Source organism: Winogradskyella sp. (genome assembly GCF_965228925.1).
Classification (GTDB): domain Bacteria; phylum Bacteroidota; class Bacteroidia; order Flavobacteriales; family Flavobacteriaceae; genus Winogradskyella.
This window is the reverse complement of record NZ_OZ245845.1, coordinates 3,202,989-3,226,077: the sequence shown is the minus strand read 5'-3', so window position 1 is coordinate 3,226,077 and position 23,089 is coordinate 3,202,989. Positions and strand designations below refer to the sequence as shown.

The window sequence follows — 23,089 nt, the reverse complement described above, 5'->3', positions numbered from 1 at the left end:
ATAAAAAAAGCCTACATCAGTTTTGGATTCTGTATAAACTCCTTAAAAACAAGTTTAGGGCTAACAAACTGATCAAGGATCCACTCGAGATACTGAGTTACTGAAATAAATTCAGCATAAACAGCACTAGTGGCTTGCTTTTACAATTTCAACTCACCCTTTTTAAAGAATTAACGTTGAGTTTATCAAAAAATATAACTAATGTAGGCAGTAACCTTTTAATATTTTAAAGAACTTACGAGTTAAATATGATTGCTCAAAAGATCGTTTAGCGCTTCTAACTTCTGCTGAACTTCTTCATTGACATATTCTTTATCTATCGACTTTTGCTCTACTTGAGCTGCAAACTGAAGGGCGCACATGGCCAGTACATCTTGCTTATCTCTCACAGAGTAATTTTGCTCAAACTGTCCTATCATAGCCTCAATCTTCTTCGTGGCTTTTCTCAAACCTTCTTCTTGTTTTGGGTTAATCGTCAATGGATATACCCGATTAGCAATTGAAAGCTTGATTTTTAACTGATCTGACATTTAGTCTAATTTACGACTTTATTCTGAGAGTTGACCTATACAATGATCAATATCTCTAATAAGTGCATTTATTTTGAGCTTAGTTTCTCGTTTATTTTCGTCACTACCAAGCATTGAATTTGCAATTTTGAGTGTTTGATATTTGTCGGCCCAAGAAGCAATTTCTTCTTGCTGCTCTAAGAGTTTTTTTTGTTGCTGTTCTAACTGTTCAGAGAGCTTGGCATTTGTTTGCTTTAAGACCTCTTGCTTATGTAAAACCTTACTAATCTTATTCTCTAAAGCGTCAACAATGTCTTCTATTTTACTCATTAAAGTAATTCAATACTACCGAAACAAAGTTAACATACCAAATGAAAAAACACAATTCTTTTACAATTATTTTTGATTGGCATAACATTAGCAGAATTAAAACGTTCAGAAAAATAATACAGTTTTTGAGTTTGCAAATTTTAATCAAATTGATATTTTAGCTACATCGGCATTCTATATGAAAAAGATTCTTATTCTTTTATTAATTACATGTTCTTTGCAGGCTCAATCCGAGTACCCGCAGGACTATTTTAAAAATCCTTTGGATATTACTTTGGTACTTTCTGGTACGTTTGGTGAACTTCGTTCCTCGCATTTTCACGCAGGCTTGGATTTTAAAACGCAGCAGAAAGAGGGACTTAAGGTATATACCTCAGCCGAGGGTTATGTGAGCCGAATCAAGATATCCCATTATGGTTACGGAAAGGCACTCTATATTACACACCCCAATGGTTATACTACTGTATATGGGCATCTCCAAAAATTCTCAGAACGCTTGGAGAAATACATTAAAGAATGCCAGTACGAAAAAGAAAGTTATGAAGTAGAGGTTTTTCCTAGTTCTGAGGAATTGTTGGTCGCCTCAAATGAAGTTATCGCATATTCAGGAAATACAGGAGGTTCTGGCGGTCCACATTTACACTTTGAGATCAGGGATAATCTAGAACGTCCCATCAACCCCATGCTTTTTGGTATAGACGTCAAAGACACTAAAGCACCCTTTGTATCTGCAGTTTATGCTTACCCCAAAGATGAGCATGCCGTCATTAATGGTAAAAATGAGCGCGTACCACTTCGGTTAATTCCACAGAAGAATGGAAGCTACGAGGTCGAAAAGATTTCGGCTTATGGCCACATTGGCTTTGGGATTACGTCTTACGACAAACAAGATTTGGCTCCAAATAATAATGGTTTAAGTAATATTCAAACATTTTTTAACGGCAATAAAAGCTTAGAAATAGACTTTAGAAGATTCAGTTTTGACGAATCCAAGCATATTAAGCGATTAATAGATTATGCCTACTATAAGGAGAAGAAATCCAGAATTCAAAAATTATTCATTGAAAAAAACAATCCGCTAAGCCTATATAAAGATGCCTATGATAATGGATATGTACGCATAGAAGACAGCACATCATCGGTGTATAAAATCAGGATACGCGATTATAAAGGGAATGAAACTTGGGTGAATGTTCCTATTAATGGAAAACATGAAAAAGTAGGTATCGATCCATATGAGGTAATTTTAAATAAAACGCTCATAAGTGTAAATGAGCCAACAACCCTAGACGAAGGGAATGTTATGGTGGATTTTTATAAAAACACTGTCTATGATGATGTACATATCGATTTTAAGGTCAATTCCGATACACTTTATCTACATAAGGACAATATTCCGCTCCAAAAGAATTTCTATATCCATTATGATTTAAGTAATTATAAATCCGAACATTTAGATAAGGTATATATTGCCAGAATGTATGGTTTTTACAATAGACCAAGCTATGTTTCGACAAAACGCAGAGGAAATGTCTTAAGCGCTCGAAGCAAGACCTTAGGGACCTATGCCCTAGCTATGGATACTATTGCCCCTACGATTAAACCCATCAACTTTCAGAATAAGAAATGGTTAAGCAAATATCGCTATCTAAAAGTGAAAATTGACGATGACCTTTCGGGAATCAGCAAATATAGAGCTACGGTCAACGGAAAATGGATATTGATGGAGTACGATTATAAAACCAAGATGCTCGTACACGATTTTAATGATAATATCGTTAAAGACACAAAGAACGATTTAAAGATAATTGTTACCGATAATGTTGGAAATAGTTCTACATTTGAAGCAACCTTTTTTCGAAAATAAAACTAAACTATTTGAAACGCTTACATTGTATTGTTCTACTTGGCTTGCTCGTTAGTGGGCTTTCCTTTTCGCAATCTGCCAAGATAAGAGGTGTTATCTTAGACCAGAATAATAATCCGATCGAAAACGTAAATATTAAAGCCAGTAGTGGCGAAGGTACAGCGAGTAATGAAAATGGATTTTTTGAACTAAAAATACCATCCGATACAGAAGTTACAGTAGAATTTACACATCTGGGGCACGAACGTGTGGTGGCAAAATTCAACCTGAAGAATGGACAGGAACTAGAGTACAATCCGGTAATGCTAGAAGGTGTAGAACAGATTGCTGCCGTAGTCATTAATTATAATACAAGGCAGTCTGTTGAAGGTGTGACCACTATTTCCCCTCAAACGATTAGGACGATAAAAGGAGCACAACCCGGCGTTGAAAACATTCTCAAATCACTACCCGATGTCAATATTTCAAATGAATTGAGTACACAATACTCGGTTCGCGGGGGAAATTTTGATGAAAACTTAGTATATGTCAACGAAATTGAAGTCTATAGACCATTCTTAATACGTTCGGGAAATCAAGAAGGCTTAAGTTTTGTGAATACCGATTTGGTGCAAAATGTGGATTTTTCTGCGGGTGGTTTTCAAGCAAAGTATGGTGACAAATTATCTTCGGTTTTAGATATTACCTATAGAAATCCTGTTAATTTCGGAATTAGAACCGACTTAAGTCTATTGGGCGGGAGCATTGCTGCCGAAACGATTTCTAAGGATGGGAAATTTTCGGGTATAGCCGGTGTACGCTACAGAGACAATAGCCTAATATTAAACAATCTAGAAACCGAGGGTAATGTTGAACCTGTTTTTGCAGATGCACAAACGTACCTAACCTATCGTTTTTCAGATAAATTTCATTTAAATTTTCTGGGTAATATCTCTTTAAATGAATATAAGTTTCAACCCGAAAATCGCCAGACTAATTTTGGGACGCTTCAAGAACCCGTTGCCCTATTGGTGTTTTATGATGGACAAGAAGAAGACGAGTATTTTACATCCTTTGGGGCTTTTAAGGCCAACTACTTTGTCAATGAGGATTTAACCCTAAAAATTATTGGTTCGGCCTATCATACGACTGAGCAAGAGTATTTTGATATTTTCGCTCAATATCGTTTGGGTGAAGTCAACACCAACATAGGTGACGAAGATTTGGGAGACGTCGAATTTAGTGAAGGTATTGGTTCGCAACTAACGCATGCGCGTAATAATTTAGATGCTCTTATCATTAATGCTGAGCATCGTGGCGATTATAGAATTGATGAAGAGTCTACGGTTGAATGGTCTGTAAAATATACACATGAAGATATTAGAGATCGCCTTGTGGAATATGAGATTATCGATTCTGCGGGATTCTCCATTCGACCACCAAATTTTAGTATCCCCAATGAACAACCCTACGAGCCTTTTTCTGGACCATTAACCGCTTTCGAAAACATACGAAACACTAATGCTATAAAAATCGATCGACTTCAAGCTTTTGCACAGTATAGTAAGCGCACCGAGTGGGGTGATCATGACGTCTTTTATAATGCTGGGGTTAGAATTCATAACTGGACGGTAAACGTTGACGACACCGATATCCTTAATGAAGAAGGCGTTACCTCCGCTACCCAAACCGTATTTAGTCCTAGGGCGCAATTCGCCATTAAACCCAATTGGGATAAGGATATGCTCTTTAGAGTGGCCGGAGGTCTATACTACCAGCCTCCTTTTTACAGAGAGCTTAGAGATTCATCTGGTGTGGTACAACCTAATGTAAAAGCACAGAAATCATTTCATGTTGTATTGGGTAACGAATACAGTTTTGAGATTTGGGACCGCCCCTTTAAATTAGTTACCGAAGCCTATTACAAAGGATTGACCGATGTTAATCCTTATACTATTGAAAATGTAAGGATCCGCTATAGAGCTCGAAATAATGCCGAAGCTTATGCCTATGGTCTAAGTATGCGACTGAATGGTGAGTTTGTACCTGGAACGGAATCTTGGTTTAGTTTTGGATATCTTAAAACCGAGGAGAACATTGATAATCGCGGTTATATCTCGCGACCGACGGACCAGCGCTTAAAGTTTGGTGCCCTCTTTCAAGATTATGTCCCTAACATGCCGGATTTAAAGATGTATCTGAACCTTGTTTATAATACGGGAGTCCCTGGTGGTTCACCGAGTTATGCTGATCCCTATGATTTTCAGATACGCCTTCGCGATTACAGACGTGCCGACTTAGGTATTTCTCTAGAGCTCGTCAATCCTACCAAAACCTATAATAAACAATGGAAGAAAGCCTTTAAGGAGCTATCTATCGGTTTTGAGATTTACAACATGTTCAACAACCAAAATACGATTACCAATACTTGGGTGCGAGACGTATATACACAGCGTCAGTTTGCCATTCCTAACTTTTTAACGCCTCGAGTCTTTAATGTAAGATTGGCTGCCAAATTCTAATAGACTTTAGGTCAATCTCTCAAATTAGATCAAATTTTTAGCGAAACAGCCGAATTCCTCGTTGTATGGCCATTTGAGATGTATCAAAATTTATAAATTTGTAGATATCCCATTCCCTTTAGATTTTCCTACGCATTTACAGTATAAATTTTTAAAGCATGAAGTATTCCCTCATTACATGCCTATTACTCTGTTTTGGAGTGGCTTCTGCACAACTTAGTGTTCAAAATAATGCTTACATTTTTGTTAATGATCAGGTCCTATTCGTAACAGACGATGTCAACCTTGATGATAATGATTCAAAGATTTATCTGCGCAATGATGCACAACTCGTTCAAGGCACGGGAACGACTGGAAATTCTGGTACTGGTGAGTTAAGCATCTATCAAAACAGCGATGTTAACCAATTCGCCTATAACCTTTGGTGCTCTCCTGTTGGTAGCACATCTGCGAGCTCAGCAAACAATCCATTTAGGGTTAACCAAATTGATGATCCATTAGTCGCAACCCCTCTGCCTATTGACAGTGGGGATCCGACCTATACCAATAGCCTCAATGGAACGCCAAATATGACGACAACCACGCCAAGTCTCGTCATCTCTAGGAGATGGTTATACACCTTCGTAACATCTGACGAATATACAGAGTGGAATGCCATAAATGAAGTAACTGATGTTGCCCCTGGATTAGGCTTTACAATGAAAGGCATGGGTGATTTCGGGGCTACAGTTAGCCAAACATATGACTTTAGAGGAAAACCAAATAATGGTACAATTACCAACAGTATAGCCGCAGGTCAGTTAACACTTATAGGTAATCCCTATCCTTCTGCATTAGATTTAGCTGATTTTCTGTGGGATACCGACAATACTAATTTATTCGATATTGATCCACCATCTGCAAATACAACAGGTGTTGCCTATTTTTGGGAGCAAGATCCGGCAAACTCCGATTCGCACTTGACGGCGGATTATGTGGGTGGTTATGCCACTTTTACATGTACTGATCCTGGTTTAGGTGCTGTTGTAGAATCTTCTGTTAGGGCGACCTATATTTTCTATTTAACGGATGGAACACCTATAACACCAGATGTACCCCAAATGGGTCTAAGAGACGTGAGACGGTATCTACAGGTCGGCCAAGGGTTTATGGTCGAAGGTGCAGCCGGTATTCCAGGAGGTTCTCTTGTTTATGTAAAAAACAGTCATAGAGACTATGTCAAGGAAACCGATGCGAGCAGTAGTGATTTTTTCAGATCAAGTCATCAAAATAATGAAGCAGCAACTAGTCAATATGACGAGTACGGAAATTTTATTGTGCCCTCCGATTACAAAAGGTTTAGGTTAACCATTAGTTTTAACGAACTGTACTCTAGAGAGTTACTTGCCAATTTTCACGACACGGCTACGGACGGTTTTGATTACGGATTAGAAGCTAAACGACCTAGTGAATTGGCATCTGATGCTTATTGGATACAAAATGGGGATGATTATGTAATTCAAGCCAATGCTTTTGAAGTTGATTTGAAGATACCTTTGGTTATAGACATTGAAGAAGAGCAACCTCTAAGCTTGGGAATTTACGATGTACAGAACTTTGACGAGGATCAAGGTATTTATCTCTACGATGCAGCATATGATGTGTATCAAAATTTAAAAGAGCAAAATTATTTGATCAATATTGACCCTGGTCACTACACGGATCGATTTGAAATTGTTTTTACACCAAATCAGGTTTTAAGTACTAGCGACATCGAATTTAGGGACTTGACCATTCGACAAAACAATGATTTACGTCAATTATCTGTTATAAATCCTGATGGACTAGATATAAAATCTATTGAAATATTTGATATGACTGGTAAACGCATATATAATGCACTCTATGATTCCGTTTTAAATCGTTATGAATTATCCACTGTAGACTTGAGTGAGGGTATCTATATTGTAAACGTGACTTCAAATACCGACACGCTAAAATCAGAAAAGATCGTTGTTAACTAACGTCAGTTCGATATAAAAGTATTATTTAAATTCTGATAATTTTTTAATTAATGTTTTATGTCAGGTTGAGCGCAGTCGAAACCTATTTGGAAACTAAATTTTAAAAACCTTTCGACTGCGCTCAAGGTGACTTGCTATTATTTTATTAAAATAAAACAAGTTGCTTTTGAATTCTTACATCGAACTCGCATTAATTAAGCACTAACCACATCCTTTAATACCTCTACAACATAATCAATATCTTCTTTTGTAGTAAAAATACTGAAGGAAAAACGCACTGAAGGCTGCTTTAGCCGTTCATCATCCAATAACGCCGAGAGTACATGAGATTGCTGACTACTTCCACTTTGGCACGCACTGCCTTTGGAACAGGCAATCCCTTTTAAGTCGAGCTGGAATTGCAGCATAGCGGCGCGCTCTGGAGCCATTGGAAGACCTACATTAACCAAAGTATATGTACTTTTTTCTGAATCCTCACATCCGCCATTAAAGCTTACATCGGGTATCTGGGCTTTTAGCCTTTCAATAAAGTAGTTTTTTATCTCTGAGACATATCTCCGCTCTTGATCAAGGTTTTCGTAGGCTAATTTTAAGGCTTCATCCATACCTACTATATTATGTATCGCTTCTGTTCCAGCTCTGTAGCCTCTCTCCTGCTCCCCACCAAAGATTAAGGGCTTTAATCCCGACTCCTTTCTAACATAACAAAACCCAACACCTTTGGGTCCATGAAACTTGTGGGCACTAGCCGCTAAAAAATCCAGTGGTATTTCCTTTAAATCCAATTCAAAATGCCCTACGGACTGTACGCAATCGGAATGAAACAGAGCATCGTGACTTTTGCAAAGTTTGGCCACACGTTCAATATCTAAAATATTTCCAATTTCATTATTAATATGCATTAAGCTGACGATAGGCTTTTCGGCATTTTGTAATAGGGTTTCTAAATGCTCATAGTTGATCATTCCACAAGCATCCAGATTTACAAAACGCAATGAAATGCCATATTCGCTTTGTAATTGTTCAGCAGTGTGCAAAACAGCATGATGTTCGATTTTAGAAGTAATTATCTCCGTAGCACCCAAATCTCTAACGACACTTCTCAAGGCCAAGTTATCTGCTTCGGTACCTCCGGAAGTAAAGACAATTTCAGAAGCAGATACATTAAAATAGCTGGCTATGTTTTTCCTGCATTGCTCTAACAATCCCTTAGACGTGCGCCCAAAACTATGGGTTGAAGATGCATTGCCAAAATGATGTTTTAAAACCTCAGTCATGCGATCAATAACCTGTGGTCGTATGGCGGTTGTAGCCGCATTATCCAAATAAACTTGCTTCATGCTGCAAAAATATTGCAAATAAAATTATTTAGATAATGCTACGTTATAATTTTACAAATCATTTATTTTTGCTGAAAAAGTAAGTCTATGCGTCATCGATTTTACCTATTATTTTTATTCGTGTTGTTAACAACTTGTGACGATGGTGATATTATAAATATCACTTTGGAGTTTGATCAAGAATTGGAAAGATGTGACAATTTCGAAAATTTCTATTTACTATACGATACCAGAGAAGATCCAAACGAAGCCCTGATCCTTTCATTACCAAAGCCAACCTACGACTATATTTTTGATGAATTAGGCGAAGATGATGCTACGACCTTAGAGATTGGTTCTACTACAGGCATACGATTCAATTACCGCACCTATAATAGCGTTGTAACAGGCACTGCACTTTGCAATGAACTACCAGATGCTAATCTGGTGGTCACTAATGACTATGAAACTGATAGTGGGCAAGTGATTATTGAAGTTACGGTAGTTGACGATGATAATGATGGTATACCTAGTGCTAGTGAGGACCTCAATGGTAATGGCGACTTAGACGACGATGATTCGGACGAAGATGGTATTCCTAATTATTTGGACGAAGATGATGATAATGACAACGTAAAAACCATCAACGAAATTGACACTGAAAATGCAGATGGTGATGACGACCCAAGCACCAATCCATTAAATACGGATGGTGACGATCTTCCTGATTATTTAGACGATGATGATGATGGTGATGGTGTGCTAACGCGCCTTGAAGATGTGGATGAGGACAAGAACCCTCGTGGTGTTGATGATCAGGTAGTCGATGAAGATGGCGAGCTCATCTTTAGATATCTTTACAACCATCCTACAGCTATGGAAGCATTTACGGATTCTGGTTTTATAGATAACGTTTACACGCGATCGGTAACCACTAGCTTTATTTTAGAAAACATTGGCTTGGATATCATTGATGCTACGGTAATAGATTTTGGCACTTTCGCAAGTCCAGAGCAGACCATAACGACCGTTAATGACGATTAAGGTTGTAAGTTCTGAAAAATTCTGACCTCTGTGGCTCCAATGCCATAGGTCTTGTAATCAGCATCGTAAAACTTTAGGTTATTATATCTTCCCAATAGTGTTTCGAGTTCTTGTCGCAAGACACCTTCACCTACACCATGGATAAATACCATTTTTGGGATGCGTTTCTTTATGGCAAATTCTAGTTGCCGCCTTGCCGTATCCAACTGCAAATTGAGTATATCGAAATTAGTCATCCCCTTGGTAGAATCCGTTAACTTATGGATATGTAAATCGACCTCAAACTTTGGTATATGCCGCTCTTTGGGTTTTAGGGAGACTGCTGCTTTTCTTTTTACTGTTTCTTTTTCTTTTTTTACAGCTTCGATATCAACATCATAAATGGCACGTTCTAGGGTATTTTTTGGGGTGATGACCATAAGTTCATCTTCACTGAATTGAAACTCAAACCCATCCGCAGTCTCTAAGGTTACAGCATCTTTAGATATGCTTTTGACTCTGCCAGATATAGCATCATCAATCGTCTCTACCATATCCCCAAGCTTAATCTTCATCTAATGTTTCGTTTTTAATAGAAGCATCCTCTTCCTGCTGATCATATCTGCTTGGGATATTTCTAGACGTTCTATAAATTCCAAACATCAAAAGTACGATACCACCTATTAATAAATAGGTGTTCTGTTGTGCTTCGGCTTGCCCATAAATAGCAACCATACCCCCTACTATTATACAAACAAAATTTATAATTCTAGATATATCCATTCTGCTGATTTTAATACAAAAATAAGATTTTGGATAATTATTAATGCGTCATATTTAGCAAATCCGTACTTTAGCACTATGTATATGTTAGTTACTGAACTAGAAGATTACATGTTGCCCTGCTTAAACAAAAAGCTCTTTGGTTTTGAATGTTTAGGTTGTGGACTGCAGCGCTCAATAGCCTTATTGCTTAGAGGCGAAATTGTAGAATCTTTTTTAATGTATCCTGGTCTTTACACGCTCATTGCTTTATTTGGATTTATAGGTGTCAATACCTTTAAAAACTTTAAAAAGGGCAATAAAATAATTACTATATTGGCTATAGTGAATGTGGCCGTTATCGTAGGCAGTTATTTACTTAAACTTTATCTTAAATAAATTTATTATGGAACAACAAAAATTACCTAATGCAACTACATCAATCGTTCTTGGAAGTATTTCCTTTATTTGTTGTTGCTTTAGTATGGGTATTGGAGGTTTAATTCTTTCTGGTATTGCCTTTTTTCTCGCTAAAAAAGATGAAAAGCTTTATGCAGAACAACCTGATCTTTACTCCAACTTTAGTCAAGTAAAAACTGCTAAAATTATAGCGATAATTGGTTTAATCCTTGGCGCCCTCACATTTGCATGGTCTATATACACTATCATAGCTGCAGGCGGATGGGATGCTTACATGGAACAGACTAAAGATGTCTACAGACAAATGGGTATTGATATTGATTAAAAAGTCATTCTCAACACATAAAAAAAGCGATTCTAAATTAGAATCGCTTTTTATTTTTATAATTAGACTAAATACCTAATCTTCAAACGCATTTAAGGTCTTAGTGATAATGGACACACAGTCTAGCAACTGATCTTCGGTCATCACTAAAGGCGGTGCAAAACGAATAATATTACCATGGGTTGGTTTGGCCAATAAGCCATTATCCCTAAGCTTTAAACAGATATTCCAAGCTGTATCACTATCCTCGTCATCATTAATCACAATAGCATTTAACAAGCCTTTACCTCTTACGGAACTTACAATAGAACTGTTTTGGATGTATTTATTCATTTCGGCTCTAAAGACTTTACCCAAATAATCGGCGTTCTCGGCTAATCTTTCCTCTTTAACCACTTCTAAAGCAGCAATAGCCACGGCAGCAGCAACTGGGTTACCGCCAAAGGTACTACCATGGTTTCCTGGCTGTATGACATTCATAATCTCATTACTTGCCATCACAGCCGATACAGGATACAAACCACCACTTAGTGCTTTTCCTAAAACCAAAATATCTGGTTTAACATCTGGAGTTCCTGAACAGTCTTTATTGGCACAAGTACAGTTTCCACAGGTTGCTAAAAGCCTGCCTGTGCGTGCAATACCAGTCTGTACCTCATCTGCAATAAACAGCACATTATATTTCTCACAAAGTGCTTTTGCGGCTATTAAATAATTATCGCTTGGTACGTAGACACCAGCTTCCCCTTGAATAGGTTCTACCAAGAAGCCTGCAACATTGGTATTAGTACTAAGTACTGCCTCCAGTTCTTGCAAATTATCATATTCGACCTTTATAAATCCATCTGTATATGGTCCGAAGTGCTTACGCGCCACTGGATCATTAGAGAATGAAATTATTGTTGTCGTTCTTCCATGGAAGTTATTTTTACATACAACGATTTCTGCTTTGTTAAGGTCTATTCCTTTGACTTCATAAGCCCATTTTCTACAAAGCTTTAAAGCGGTTTCTACAGCTTCTGCTCCAGAATTCATAGGTAACATTTTATCGAACTTAAAATACTCTGTAGCGTACTTCTCGTAGCGTCCGAGCATATCATTATAAAACGCCCTTGAGGTTAATGTTAACCGCTGTGCTTGTGCCGTCATGGCATCAACTATCTTGGGGTGACAATGCCCTTGATTTAAAGAGGAATAAGCCGACAAAAAGTCGTAGTACTTTTTTCCTTCAACGTCCCAAACAAAAACGCCTTCACCTTTACTCAATACTACTGGCAAGGGATGGTAATTTTGCGCTCCATATTTGTTTTCTAGTGCCATCGCTTCTTGCGACGAAATGTGGTCTAAAACAGCCATTTTAATAAAATTTAAATGTGAATAAAATAACCATTCCTGCTCTACCTTTATTCCTTCGAAGGCTTAGCGTACCATTTTGAAGTCATGGTGAAGCCTTGAAAAAGCAGCGTGGGAGAGAAATCATCCCTAGATGGACGCAAAATACAAAATATTCTTTTTGAATTAAAATCCTATTCTGAGATTTTTCCAGATAGCGAAGATACCTGTAATTCCAATCTTTTAATTTCTCTAATAATTGCTTTTTTATCCATTTGCATCCAAGAAAACAACTTAAGCATACTTGATGCCATTAAGGCTAAAGTGCCAAAAATCCCCCATCGTATTAAATCATTAGTCGCTTCTACTTCAAAAAATTGAATAGCACAGTAAACGAATACTCCGAAAAATAGGACTTGCACAATACTCATAACGTAAACAACCCAGCTGTTTTTTCCCCTAAAAATGTCTAAAATCATCTGCCAAAGGTTCTGTTCGTCTAAATCATCATAAAATTTTGCCTCTTGTTCGGTTAAGGTCTCTTTGATTAATTGGTCTATGTCTTCCATATTAGCTTTCATAATTACTAGTTTTTAAAATTGTTTTTAATTTTTCTCTTGCGTGGAACAGTCTGGATTTTGCTGTTCCAACAGATATATCAAGTAAGTCACTTATTTGTTTTAGACTATAGGATTGTAAATAAAAGAGCCTGATTACTGCACTTTGATGCGCAGGTAAAGCGTTCACAGTTGTTAAGAGTAATCGCTTGAGTCGTTCTTTTTCTAAATAATCAGTATCATCACTATTAACATTAGCTTTAAGTTCATAACTAATGCCCGTTGTATTCTTCTTTGCCTGTAACCGTAACCAATCCGTGGATTTATTACACACAATCCTAAAGGCCCAATATTTAAATCGTTTAGGTTCTCTAAGCTTATCTATATTCTGAATTATAGTCGTCCAACTATCTTGGGCAATGTCCTTTGCAGCCTCTTTATCATTAACCATCCAATAGGCCTTATTGCAGAATCGCTTGTGCCAACGTTCTACTAAAGTGGCTAATGCTTTTTTATCACCATCTTTAAAGGTTTCAACTAAAACTTCGTCTATATGTCCGTCTGTCTTCAATCAGGTAATTTTTGTTCGCAACGATGAGCCCTTATAGACACCTCTCAAAAACTTAACCCAACTATGATGCCTTGTACGTTTTTGACCATTCGTAAAATAATTCTCGACCTTGTCGAAAGCATCTTCAATTAAGGCATCATGAAGCCAGCGTATGACAAAAACCCAGAAAAGAGTCGCTCTAAAAGCCGTTTTTGCTCTTATTTCATGAATTATTTCTGTGTTAAAATCATCGATAGCATTAATGCTTAATTGATGGGTGCCACTAAATCCCTCTGGCTTAGAAAATTGAAATTTTATATACTCGCCTTCTATAAAATCAATAATCGTATAACGAATAGGGCCATGTCCTCCTTTGCTACCAATTTTTAAACCATTTTTAAACTTTATCGCTGGCCAATTTTTATAGGGCCATATTAAATCGTCTTTGGTAGCCAGTGTCCTAAATAATTGAGACACCTTTTCTTTAGGTTGATGGACGTGACGTTTATGAACATTTATAACTCTCATATTATTAAGACGTCGATGTTATGAAAAGGTTCAATTTTGTTTTAAAGTATTTAAAGATACTCTAAAATGCCACTATAGGTCTTCAGTAGTTCATGAATTCTTTTCATTTGAATTCTAGTACATTTTCAAACTAAAAAAATCATGTACTTTTGCACTCAAATTTCCGCATAGATGCCCAGACGAGAACGCAATAAATTTGTAAAGCGAGGACAAATCATCGATATCTTAATCGAAGACTACGCCTTTGGTGGTAAAGGTATAGGACGTATTAGAAACGAACACGGTGAGTTCGTTGTTTTTGTGCCTAATACCCTTCCTGGACAACTTGTAAGAGCTCAAGTGAAAAAGTCGAGCAAGACCTATGCTGAGTGCAAACTACTTGATGTACTAAAACCGTCAGACGATGAGATAGATGTGCCTTTTCAGGACATACCTGGCGCCCCATATATTAAGCTTCCTATCGCGCTTCAACATCAGTATAAAAAAGACAGCACCTTAGAACTTTTTAAGCGCATAGGTAAAGTCCCAGATATTGAAACAAAGTTTGATGCATTTGTAAGTTCGCCCCATCCATTTCATTATCGCAATAAAATGGAATATGGGTTTTCGGCCATAGGCTATGATAGAACCCTTAAAAAGGATGTGGATGAGTTTACTCTTGGTTTTAAAAGACGTGGGCTTTGGTGGTGTGGTGATAATCTAGATAAGGATTCAGGACTATTTGATGCAGACGTAGAAAACCATCTTAAAACGATTAGAGCCTATTGTGAACGTACCGGTTTGGCTCCTTGGCATGCACCAAAAAAAGAAGGCTTTTTCCGTTATTTTATCGTTCGAAAATCCTATAAAACCCAACGGCTTTTATTCAACTTGGTGACGACATCCCATAATTTACCAGAGTTTAATTTGGACGAGTTCTCAAGCTATTTGGTTAAACTTTTTGGTGATCGTGTTGCTGGTGTATTGCATACCATTAACGATGAAATCGGAGATAGAACTATTGCTACTACAGGGAGTATTCGTCTAATATATGGAGAGGATAAGATTGTTGAAGAATTGCTTGGTTTGAATTTTGAAATCAGCATGAAGAGCTTTTTTCAAACCAACCCTAAATGTGCCGAAAAATTATATGCTAAGGTTGTAGATTATGCACTAGAACATAAAGAGGCCGTGGATAATACTGTAGTTTTGGACCTATTTTGCGGTACGGGTACCATTGGACAAATTATAGCCAGTAAAGCTAATAACACCAAAATCATTGGTGTGGATATTGTAGCTTCGGCTATTGAAGATGCCAAGCAAAATGCAAAACGCAACACTATCAAAGGTTTAGAATTCTACACAGCCGATGTTGGCAAGTTTTTAAATGAGCACCCAGAATATATCAATAACATCCGAACGCTTATACTAGATCCAGCTCGTGCCGGTATTGCGCCCAAAACCCTAAAAAAAGTAATAAACCTAAATGCAGAACGTTTGGTTTATGTATCTTGTAATCCTGCCACCCAAGCAAGGGATACTGAGCAATTAATGCTTGCGGGATATCAAATAAAAAAGTTAAGTTTGGTGGATCAATTTCCACATACGGCCCATATTGAGACTGTGGTTTTATTTGAGAAAGGGTAATACTGTCGATTTGTTGATTTGTTGATTCGAATATGAAAATATACTCATTTGAAAAGTTAGATGTTTGGCAAGAATCTATTGCCTTAGTAAAAATAATTTATAGTTTAACTGAATCCTTTCCAATCGATGAAAAATTTGGTTTGACAAGTCAACTTAAAAGAGCAACCGTTTCGATTTCGTCAAATTTAGCAGAAGGAACTTCACGAGCTACGCCAAAGGATAAGGCTTATTTTACAACTATTTCTTTTAGTTCTGTAATGGAGGTTTTAAACCAACTAATAATTAGCAAAGATTTAGGCTTTATATCTGAGAATGATTATATATTAGCCAGAAACAAAATTGAAAAAATAACAAACATGCTGAATGCGTTAAGAAATTATCAACTCAACAAATAAACGCATCAACGAGTTTATGGATATATTGAATAAAATAAAAACTGTAATAGTCTTGGCCTTAAGCCTAATGATTTTGCTTACAGTACAAAATTGCGAACGCGATGATATTTGTGCCGAAGGTACACCAACAACCCCTAGACTGCTCATTGAGTTTTATGATGCAACAAGCCCAGAAGATTTAAAAAGTGTGCCGCGATTAACTTTATACGGTGAAGGACTAGTGACCGACCCCATCGAGTCTTCAGATGCTACGCTCATATTTAATTCTAATGCCAATGCAGCAGAATTACCACTACTCGTAGGTCCAGAAAACGAAACAACAACCTCTAGGTTTATATTAGAACAAAGTAGCAACTTACGTATCGACGAAACTGGAGATTCTAATGTAGATATCATTGAAATCTCATATAATTCAGAATTTCAGTATGTTTCAAGAGCCTGTGGTTTTAAAAGTATATTTACAAATCTCAGTATAAGCTTGGATAATGATGGTGATACATGGATCAGCTCCATTGACGTTATAGAATCGACCGTAGACAATGAAAACACAGTACATGTTCAAATCTTTCATTAAAAGCATTGCTATACTGCTGTTGTTTTCATCAACAGTTTTGGCGCAAGACGATAAGAAAACCGTAAGGGATACACTGATTTACAAGCAAAAGTATGGTTTGCGTTTAGGTGCTGATATCGGAAAATTAGCACGAACCTTTATCGATGACAATTACACTGGGTTTGAGCTTATGGGCGATTATCGTTTGACAAAACGAATTTATTTGGCAGGTGAAATTGGCAATGAGGAACGCACTATTGATAACGAAGTGTTAAACAATACCACAAAAGGAAGTTACTTTAAAGGTGGTATAGATTTAAACTTTTATAGAAACTGGCTGGACATGGAAAATATGATCTATATTGGTTTTAGGGGAGGCGCCAGTACCTTTAGCCAAACATTGAATAGTTATAATATCTATAATGTTAATAATCAATATTGGAATCAGCAGTTTAGTGTTGAAGAAGGTACTGAATTTGGGGGATTAACTGCATTTTGGGTTGAGGTAATGATCGGACTTAAAGCCGAATTGTTTAACAATTTTTTCGCTGGAATCAATGTGCAGCTAAAGGGTTTAATTACCGAAACTGCTCCCGATAATTTTGAAAACCTATACATACCTGGTTTTAATCGCACCTACGATAGTGGACGTTTTGGTACAGGATTTGGATTTAACTTATCCTATTTAGTGCCTATCTTTAAAAAGGATAAAGTAGTGATCCAGGAAAAAGAGGTCGATGAGTAAATAATATAAATTAAAAAAATCCCTATGAGAAGACATGAATTCCTAAGATTGAGCGGACTATTAGGTATCTCATTACCACTACAACCGCTATTATCTTCTTGCAACAGCTCTAATCCTAATACCAATTCAAATTCAACTCCGCCAGAATCAGTCATCATCATTGGTGCAGGGCCAGCTGGTATGACTGCCGGCTATTTATTAGCTCAGCAAGGTATAGATTTCCAGATTATCGAGGCAAATTCAAGCTTTGGTGGACGGATAAAGCACAATACAACGTTTTCGGATTTTCCGATTTCAATGGGTGGTGAATGGATTCACGTCCCCAATACAATTTTACCAGAAATTGTTAATGATACTTCTGTCAATATTGCGACCGTAACACAGGGCTATAATAATTCGGATCTGGTTCAAGAGTGGGATGGAAATACATTATCAGAAACCACCGTTGGCAATACAGGTGGATGGGAAGATCTAAAATTTGTCGGTTCTAGCTGGTTAGACTTTTTTGAAACTTATGTACTTCCCAGTATTCAAAATAACATTATTTATAATACTCCAATTGCAGAAGTCAATTATAGCTCTAATGAAGTCATCGTAACAGCATCCGACGGACAAACATTTACTGCTGAAAAAGTCATTGTTACTATTCCTGTTAAAATTTTACAGAACGGAGCGATCAGTTTTACGCCACCACTACCAAACACTAAGCAGCAGGCGATTAATACTGTTGAGGTTTGGGGTGGGTTTAAGGCCTTCTTCAAATTCACTTCTAAATTTTACGGTGCGTACTTAGCGTTACCAGATAGTGAAACCTCCCAAGGACAGCGTATTTACTATGATGCGGCCTATGCCCAAAATACATCGGATCATATTTTAGGGCTGTTTTCTGTTGGTGTACAGGCGGAGCCCTATCAAAACCTATCGGGAAATGCCCAACGCGATTATATATTGAACGAATTAGATGATATTTTTGGCAGCAACATAGCTAGTGGTAATTATGTAGATCATATTGTACAAAACTGGAATGCTGAACCTTATGCCCAAGGGGCCTATATAAGAGATCAGGAAAACTGGCAATTGCTTAGAACGCTGGGGGAATCCGTTAATGATAAGCTTTATTTTGCAGGAGATGCTTATACCACTGGTGAGGATTGGAGCAGTGTTCATACCGCCGTAAGGTCTGCAAAACGCGCTGTTGAGGAAATGGTGGTCAGTTAATTTCTAAAAATTCCCTATCTTTTCTTTATCAAAATACCCCTATGGATAAAGAAACCATTGCTGATTTAATTGACACGAAACACACGATGCTCATTGATTGGTTGAACGAACAGCCTAGTGTATCCTGGACCGAAGGTCCTGAAGGCAAATGGACCACAGGGCAACATGCACTGCATTTATTACAAAGTATTAAACCCCTAAATAACGCATTGAGTCTTCCAAAGTTTGTATTGCGCTATAAATTTGGAACGGCTAACAGACCCGTAAGAGATTATGATGCCATTGTAAAGCGCTACGAAGAACGTCTAGAACAAGCTAAGGGAAAAACTTATAAAGGCTCACAAAATATGAAAGTTCCTTCCCTTAAAGAAAGGCGCTATATACTTAACAGATTACAAACCGAGAGCAAAAAATTACAATACAAAACCAAAAAGATGAGTAATAAACATCTGGATCATCTCATCTTGCCGCATCCACTCATGGGCAAAATGCCCGTGCGCGAAATCATTATGTGGACCGCGCATCATGTGGCGCATCACACAGAAACACTTAAATCTAAGTACTAAACGCTTTAGCAGATTTTCAATTTAAAAATATGAAATCGAAACACGAGAAATCGTAAAAAAATAACTTCTAATACGAATGAAGTCATAGCAATAAACGATTTACATTTTACTATACAATGAGTGAAACAATTAAATTATTCCATTGTTCAATATTCCCAAATCTATTTTATGCAGTGAAAACTTCATTGGTAATTAATGCTCTAATTGTCTTTGGAACGTTTCAAGCATTTTTTATTGCTTTTATTCTTTTAAAATCAAATAGGACGCTGTTTAAAAGCTTATTCGCCACGCTTTTAGTAGTTGAAGGTATTATACTTATGGAACGACTTTTAGTTGAAACCCAAATCATAAGAGACCTGCCTCATCTTTTAGGAATCGCTTATCCCATAAGCTTTCTAAAACCACCACTCATTTTACTCATGACCTCGAGTATCGTCGTTCAGAATTTTAGACTATTGCGCAAACATTTATGGCACCTTAGTGGCTTTGCTTTTATAGGCCTTTTAAATATACCTTTCTACTTTTTATCAGGTTCAGAAAAGTTAGCAACAGTAGAGACCTTCATGAATCAGATTCCATCGTATTCTAGTTTTATGTTTTATTTCTATTTGAGCTTTTTTGCTTATATAGGAATATACGTTTATCTGAGTATAAAAAAACTAAGAATATACCACCATCAAATTTCAAATAACGACTTGGTCAATTGGCTATATAAAGTACTTCTTGGATATTCACTATTTCTAATCCTACACCTTATATATCATCTAATCCAACCTATTGGGAAATACAATTTCGCCTTGTTCAATCAACTGAGCATGTTGGCCATGACCTTTATTATTCAGTCGATTGCCTACAAAATATTTGACAAATCCACTATCTTTAAAAACAAGACACAAATCCTTAGCAATACTTCTGACCGTCTGGAGTATAAGAAAATCATTATAAATAAACTTGTTAATGACAAGGCCTATTTAGATGATAGCCTAAGCCTACTTTCTTTTTCCAATTCAGTGAACATCTCATCGTCTATTGTATCCGAAATTATCAATCAGACCTTTAATTGTTCTTTTAAGAGACTCATTAATAAATATAGACTTGCTGAGGCCAAAAGCATCATTGAAAACAAAAAGGATGATAAAATAAAGCTTATAGATGTGGCATTCGATTCTGGTTTTAATAATAAGGTATCATTCTATAGAGCTTTTAAAGAATTAGAAGGTATTTCACCATCCTCATACCTCGAAAAAGTAAAAAAGCACAAAAAATGAGGTAACAAAACCATTCTGTAACCAAAACTATTTTTGCATTTCATAATTATGTCCTGTTAATCAATACTAAGACATATGAAATACACAGGTTCGCTAATTATTAATAAACCTCGAGAGCTAGTAACTGCTATTTTTATGAATTCGGACTACAATAAGGAGTACCAGGATGGTTTCTTAAAAAAAGAATTGATCAGCGGTAAACAAGGTGAAGCGGGTTCTAAATCCAAGATGTATTACCAATATGGAAAAAGATCCATGGTCTTAACTGAAGAAATCTTGAAAAACGATTTACCCAACAGTTTTGAAGCCTTTTATCACCATAAGCATATGGATAATACCATGATATGTACTTTCGTAGAAATTGAACCCAACAAGACAGCGTATAACTATGAATACGAGTACACAAGGATCAATTGGTTTTTACCTAGATTAATTTCAATATTGTTTCCTGGCATGTATAAAAAACAAGGCGACAAATGGATGACACAGTTTAAGGAATTTGTAGAAAAACAATAGCTATGTGGAAAGAAAAACTCAAAGTTTACGATGCACTTATTGACAGGTGCAGCAGATTTGAACGCAAGGGAAAAACTATGCCATACACCTCAGCTAATGGCTATATGTTTTCATTATTTAATAAGGCCGGTGAAATAGGAATTAGATTCTCTAAAGAGGTACAACATAAATACATTCAGGAATTTAATAGCTCAACATACACCTCCTATAACGCGATCATGCAAGGCTATGTTCTAATACCTGAAAATATGTGGGACGATTTAGACAAACTGGCCGAATATTTAAATGAAAGCTATGACTACGTTATGAGTTTGCCACCGAAATAAGATTAATATTAAATTTATTTATAATGCTCAGCATACTCAGAGTGTTTCGCAAAAAAGTACTGGTTAAAAGAAACTTTGGCAAGTATTTGCTCTATGCTTTTGGCGAACTCATTTTAGTGGTCATGGGGATCCTTATTGCCCTTCAAATTAACTTATGGAATACGCAAAAATCCAATAAAAATCAGGAACGATACGCTTTAAATCGATTTAGCACTGATCTCATTAGTGATATCGATCAACTAACGCAACTTATAAATGCAACTGAAAAACAATTGGTCGATTTAGACCTTATTATACAAATTATGGATGATAAAGACGACATTTCAAAATTCTTTAAACTTCAAAGGAGCATTCATGACATTAACACATTTAAGCCCAATATGGGAACTTATGACGAAAGTATTTCTTCAGGTAAATTACAATTGGTTTTAAACGATACCTTAAGGGAACAAATTTTTAAATACTATAGAGAAGTGTCAAAATGCAGCGCAGATGATGCTATGAGTAAGATGCGTGATGAACTATTTCTTCCTTATATCAATAGCAATATATACAATACGGAACAATCGATCCGGTTTATTTTTAAAACCAAAGCGCAATTGCCAAAATTAGACTTAGATGTTTTGGCAAATGATAAAGACTATTTTAGTATTTTAATCTCTGCCAAAGGTAAGTACGTACAGATATTGAATTGGCAGAACTACCTGCAGCATGCTAAAAATCTCAAAAAGAAAATTCAAGAAGAGCTTAAAACTGTGGATAGTTAATACAATTTACCCCAAATAGTTGAGAACATTAGCCTCTATACGACGCTGAATATCACCGACATCTGCTTTTACAAAGGTCTCCCCGGTAATATTTTCGTAGAGCTCAATATAGCGCTCACTAACGGTCTCGATATAGTCGTCACTCATAAAAGGTACAGTCTGCCCTTCTAAGCCTTGAAACCCATTACTTATTAACCACTGACGCACAAACTCCTTAGATAATTGCTTTTGAGCCTCTCCTCTATCCTGACGTTCTTGATAGCCTTCAGCGTAGAAATAACGGGAAGAATCTGGTGTATGGATTTCGTCTATCAAAACGATTTTTCCGTCTTTGGTTTTACCAAATTCATATTTGGTATCTACTAATATCAATCCACGTTCTGCAGCTATTTCGGTTCCTCGTTGAAACAACTTTCTGGTATAATCTTCAAGGATAATATAGTCTTCTTCAGAAACGATACCACGTTTTAAAATATCCTCTCTCGAGATATCTTCATCATGATCACCTTTTTCCGCTTTGGTTGCCGGTGTAATTATAGGTTTTGGAAACTGATCATTTTCCTTCATACCTTCTGGCATGGGTACGCCACAAAGTAGTCGCTTTCCGGCCTTATATTCACGAGCAGCATGACCAGACATATAGCCTCTAATGACCATTTCAACTTTAAAGGGTTCACATAAATGACCTACGGCCACATTAGGGTCTGGTGTAGCCACCAACCAATTGGGGACCAAATCTTCGGTATCCTTCATCATTTTAGTCGCAATCTGATTGAGAATTTGCCCTTTATAAGGAATCCCCTTAGGCATCACCACATCAAAAGCACTTAGTCGATCTGTGGCTATCATGACCAATTGTTCATTGTTGATATTATAGACCTCTCGGACCTTTCCTTTGTAAACACTTTTCTGATTAGGGAAGTTAAAATTGGTATCTATTATTGTATTGCTCATAAGCCCTTTCTGTCTTTCAGACATCTTTCCCAAAGGGAAAGACACACTATTTTAAAATTTAATGTTTCAATTGACATTTAATACTACATAAGGTTTTGTTATCCGTTTAGAATATTACAAATTTTCCCC

At 36.8% G+C, this 23,089-nt stretch carries 26 protein-coding genes and 1 other RNA gene; 16 read left to right on the top strand and 11 right to left on the bottom strand.

The genetic code is table 11. From position 1 onward, the window contains the following. Window positions 1-35: 35 nt before the first annotated feature. From ssrS to ACO052_RS13290, 3 genes are all read right to left on the bottom strand, one after another. A non-coding RNA gene (ssrS, locus tag ACO052_RS13300) (6S RNA) lies at window positions 36-182 on the bottom strand. A gap of 60 nt (window positions 183-242) precedes the next feature. Continuing rightward, on the bottom strand, window positions 243-530 hold the full coding sequence (locus ACO052_RS13295) for a cell division protein ZapA (protein ID WP_422104264.1): 288 nt from the start codon (window positions 528-530) through the stop codon (window positions 243-245). A gap of 18 nt (window positions 531-548) precedes the next feature. Next, complete coding sequence (locus ACO052_RS13290) at window positions 549-839, bottom strand: hypothetical protein (RefSeq protein WP_422104263.1); 291 nt, start codon at window positions 837-839, stop codon at window positions 549-551. Window positions 840-1,017: 178 nt separating this feature from the next. Between ACO052_RS13290 and ACO052_RS13285 the strand changes: the two genes are divergently transcribed. From ACO052_RS13285 to ACO052_RS13275, 3 genes are all read left to right on the top strand, one after another. Beyond that, the gene (locus ACO052_RS13285) at window positions 1,018-2,706 is read left to right on the top strand and encodes a M23 family metallopeptidase (RefSeq protein ID WP_422104262.1); all 1,689 of its coding nucleotides are present in this window, start codon (window positions 1,018-1,020) and stop codon (window positions 2,704-2,706) included. Between the two features lie 11 nt (window positions 2,707-2,717). Further along, on the top strand, window positions 2,718-5,207 hold the full coding sequence (locus ACO052_RS13280; protein WP_422104261.1) for a carboxypeptidase-like regulatory domain-containing protein: 2,490 nt from the start codon (window positions 2,718-2,720) through the stop codon (window positions 5,205-5,207). Window positions 5,208-5,365: 158 nt separating this feature from the next. Beyond that, window positions 5,366-7,210, top strand: coding sequence for a T9SS type A sorting domain-containing protein (locus ACO052_RS13275; RefSeq protein ID WP_422104260.1), 1,845 nt, complete (start codon window positions 5,366-5,368; stop codon window positions 7,208-7,210). 194 nt (window positions 7,211-7,404) lie between these two features. On the opposite strand, the gene ACO052_RS13270 is transcribed toward ACO052_RS13275, so the two are convergent. Continuing rightward, window positions 7,405-8,550, bottom strand: coding sequence for a cysteine desulfurase family protein (locus tag ACO052_RS13270; RefSeq protein WP_422104259.1), 1,146 nt, complete (start codon window positions 8,548-8,550; stop codon window positions 7,405-7,407). An 87-nt stretch (window positions 8,551-8,637) separates the two neighbouring features. On the opposite strand from ACO052_RS13270, the gene ACO052_RS13265 reads away from it, so the two are divergent. Beyond that, window positions 8,638-9,573 carry a hypothetical protein gene (locus tag ACO052_RS13265; RefSeq protein WP_422104258.1) on the top strand — a complete coding sequence of 312 codons (936 nt, stop codon included), beginning with the start codon at window positions 8,638-8,640 and terminating at the stop codon, window positions 9,571-9,573. On the opposite strand, the gene ACO052_RS13260 is transcribed toward ACO052_RS13265, so the two are convergent. After that, window positions 9,570-10,127, bottom strand: coding sequence for a Smr/MutS family protein (locus tag ACO052_RS13260; protein WP_422104257.1), 558 nt, complete (start codon window positions 10,125-10,127; stop codon window positions 9,570-9,572). The genes ACO052_RS13265 and ACO052_RS13260 overlap by 4 nt on opposite strands. Then, complete coding sequence (locus tag ACO052_RS13255; RefSeq protein ID WP_422104256.1) at window positions 10,117-10,287, bottom strand: hypothetical protein; 171 nt, start codon at window positions 10,285-10,287, stop codon at window positions 10,117-10,119. The genes ACO052_RS13260 and ACO052_RS13255 overlap by 11 nt, the downstream gene beginning before the upstream one ends. A 132-nt stretch (window positions 10,288-10,419) precedes the next feature. Here ACO052_RS13255 and ACO052_RS13250 point away from each other — a divergent pair, with 132 nt between their 5' ends. Together ACO052_RS13250 and ACO052_RS13245 are read left to right on the top strand one after the other, a co-directional pair. Next, window positions 10,420-10,713, top strand: coding sequence for a DUF2752 domain-containing protein (locus ACO052_RS13250; protein ID WP_422104255.1), 294 nt, complete (start codon window positions 10,420-10,422; stop codon window positions 10,711-10,713). A gap of 7 nt (window positions 10,714-10,720) precedes the next feature. Continuing rightward, a complete protein-coding gene (locus tag ACO052_RS13245; RefSeq protein WP_422104254.1) occupies window positions 10,721-11,059 on the top strand; it encodes a CCC motif membrane protein in 339 nt (112 codons plus the stop codon). Between the two features lie 75 nt (window positions 11,060-11,134). On the opposite strand, the gene rocD is transcribed toward ACO052_RS13245, so the two are convergent. From rocD to ACO052_RS13225, 4 genes are all read right to left on the bottom strand, one after another. Beyond that, entirely contained in the window at window positions 11,135-12,415 is a 1,281-nt protein-coding gene (gene rocD / locus ACO052_RS13240) for an ornithine--oxo-acid transaminase (RefSeq protein ID WP_422104253.1), read from the bottom strand. 170 nt (window positions 12,416-12,585) lie between these two features. Next, window positions 12,586-12,972: a DUF6768 family protein gene (locus ACO052_RS13235; RefSeq protein WP_422104252.1), complete on the bottom strand. Its 387-nt coding sequence runs from the start codon at window positions 12,970-12,972 to the stop codon at window positions 12,586-12,588. Further along, a complete protein-coding gene (locus tag ACO052_RS13230; RefSeq protein ID WP_422104251.1) occupies window positions 12,962-13,519 on the bottom strand; it encodes an RNA polymerase sigma factor in 558 nt (185 codons plus the stop codon). Before ACO052_RS13230 ends, ACO052_RS13235 begins: the two co-directional genes overlap by 11 nt. After that, window positions 13,520-14,026, bottom strand: coding sequence for a hypothetical protein (locus ACO052_RS13225; protein WP_422104250.1), 507 nt, complete (start codon window positions 14,024-14,026; stop codon window positions 13,520-13,522). 171 nt (window positions 14,027-14,197) lie between these two features. On the opposite strand from ACO052_RS13225, the gene rlmD reads away from it, so the two are divergent. The 10 genes from rlmD to ACO052_RS13175 all read left to right on the top strand — a co-directional run bounded on the left by rlmD (window position 14,198) and on the right by ACO052_RS13175 (window position 22,006). Next, window positions 14,198-15,652, top strand: coding sequence for a 23S rRNA (uracil(1939)-C(5))-methyltransferase RlmD (gene rlmD, locus ACO052_RS13220; RefSeq protein WP_422104249.1), 1,455 nt, complete (start codon window positions 14,198-14,200; stop codon window positions 15,650-15,652). A 32-nt stretch (window positions 15,653-15,684) separates the two neighbouring features. Beyond that, entirely contained in the window at window positions 15,685-16,047 is a 363-nt protein-coding gene (locus tag ACO052_RS13215; RefSeq protein ID WP_422104248.1) for a four helix bundle protein, read from the top strand. A 73-nt stretch (window positions 16,048-16,120) separates the two neighbouring features. After that, window positions 16,121-16,621 (top strand): DUF6452 family protein, encoded by a 501-nt coding sequence (locus ACO052_RS13210; protein ID WP_422104247.1) that lies wholly within the window; start codon window positions 16,121-16,123, stop codon window positions 16,619-16,621. Beyond that, window positions 16,587-17,345: a DUF6048 family protein gene (locus ACO052_RS13205; RefSeq protein ID WP_422104246.1), complete on the top strand. Its 759-nt coding sequence runs from the start codon at window positions 16,587-16,589 to the stop codon at window positions 17,343-17,345. The genes ACO052_RS13210 and ACO052_RS13205 overlap by 35 nt, the downstream gene beginning before the upstream one ends. Window positions 17,346-17,369: 24 nt before the next feature. Continuing rightward, complete coding sequence (locus ACO052_RS13200; RefSeq protein ID WP_422104245.1) at window positions 17,370-18,563, top strand: flavin monoamine oxidase family protein; 1,194 nt, start codon at window positions 17,370-17,372, stop codon at window positions 18,561-18,563. A gap of 41 nt (window positions 18,564-18,604) precedes the next feature. Next, the gene (locus tag ACO052_RS13195; protein WP_422104244.1) at window positions 18,605-19,129 is read left to right on the top strand and encodes a DinB family protein; all 525 of its coding nucleotides are present in this window, start codon (window positions 18,605-18,607) and stop codon (window positions 19,127-19,129) included. A 173-nt stretch (window positions 19,130-19,302) separates the two neighbouring features. Beyond that, complete coding sequence (locus tag ACO052_RS13190; protein WP_422104243.1) at window positions 19,303-20,397, top strand: helix-turn-helix domain-containing protein; 1,095 nt, start codon at window positions 19,303-19,305, stop codon at window positions 20,395-20,397. A gap of 75 nt (window positions 20,398-20,472) precedes the next feature. Further along, complete coding sequence (locus tag ACO052_RS13185) at window positions 20,473-20,913, top strand: SRPBCC family protein (RefSeq protein ID WP_422104242.1); 441 nt, start codon at window positions 20,473-20,475, stop codon at window positions 20,911-20,913. Window positions 20,914-20,915: 2 nt separating this feature from the next. Continuing rightward, a complete protein-coding gene (locus ACO052_RS13180) occupies window positions 20,916-21,239 on the top strand; it encodes a hypothetical protein (RefSeq protein ID WP_422104241.1) in 324 nt (107 codons plus the stop codon). A gap of 23 nt (window positions 21,240-21,262) precedes the next feature. Beyond that, window positions 21,263-22,006 (top strand): DUF6090 family protein, encoded by a 744-nt coding sequence (locus tag ACO052_RS13175; RefSeq protein ID WP_422104240.1) that lies wholly within the window; start codon window positions 21,263-21,265, stop codon window positions 22,004-22,006. 6 nt (window positions 22,007-22,012) lie between these two features. On the opposite strand, the gene ACO052_RS13170 is transcribed toward ACO052_RS13175, so the two are convergent. Then, a complete protein-coding gene (locus tag ACO052_RS13170) occupies window positions 22,013-22,960 on the bottom strand; it encodes a phosphoribosylaminoimidazolesuccinocarboxamide synthase (protein WP_422104239.1) in 948 nt (315 codons plus the stop codon). Between the last annotated feature and the right edge of the window lie 129 nt (window positions 22,961-23,089).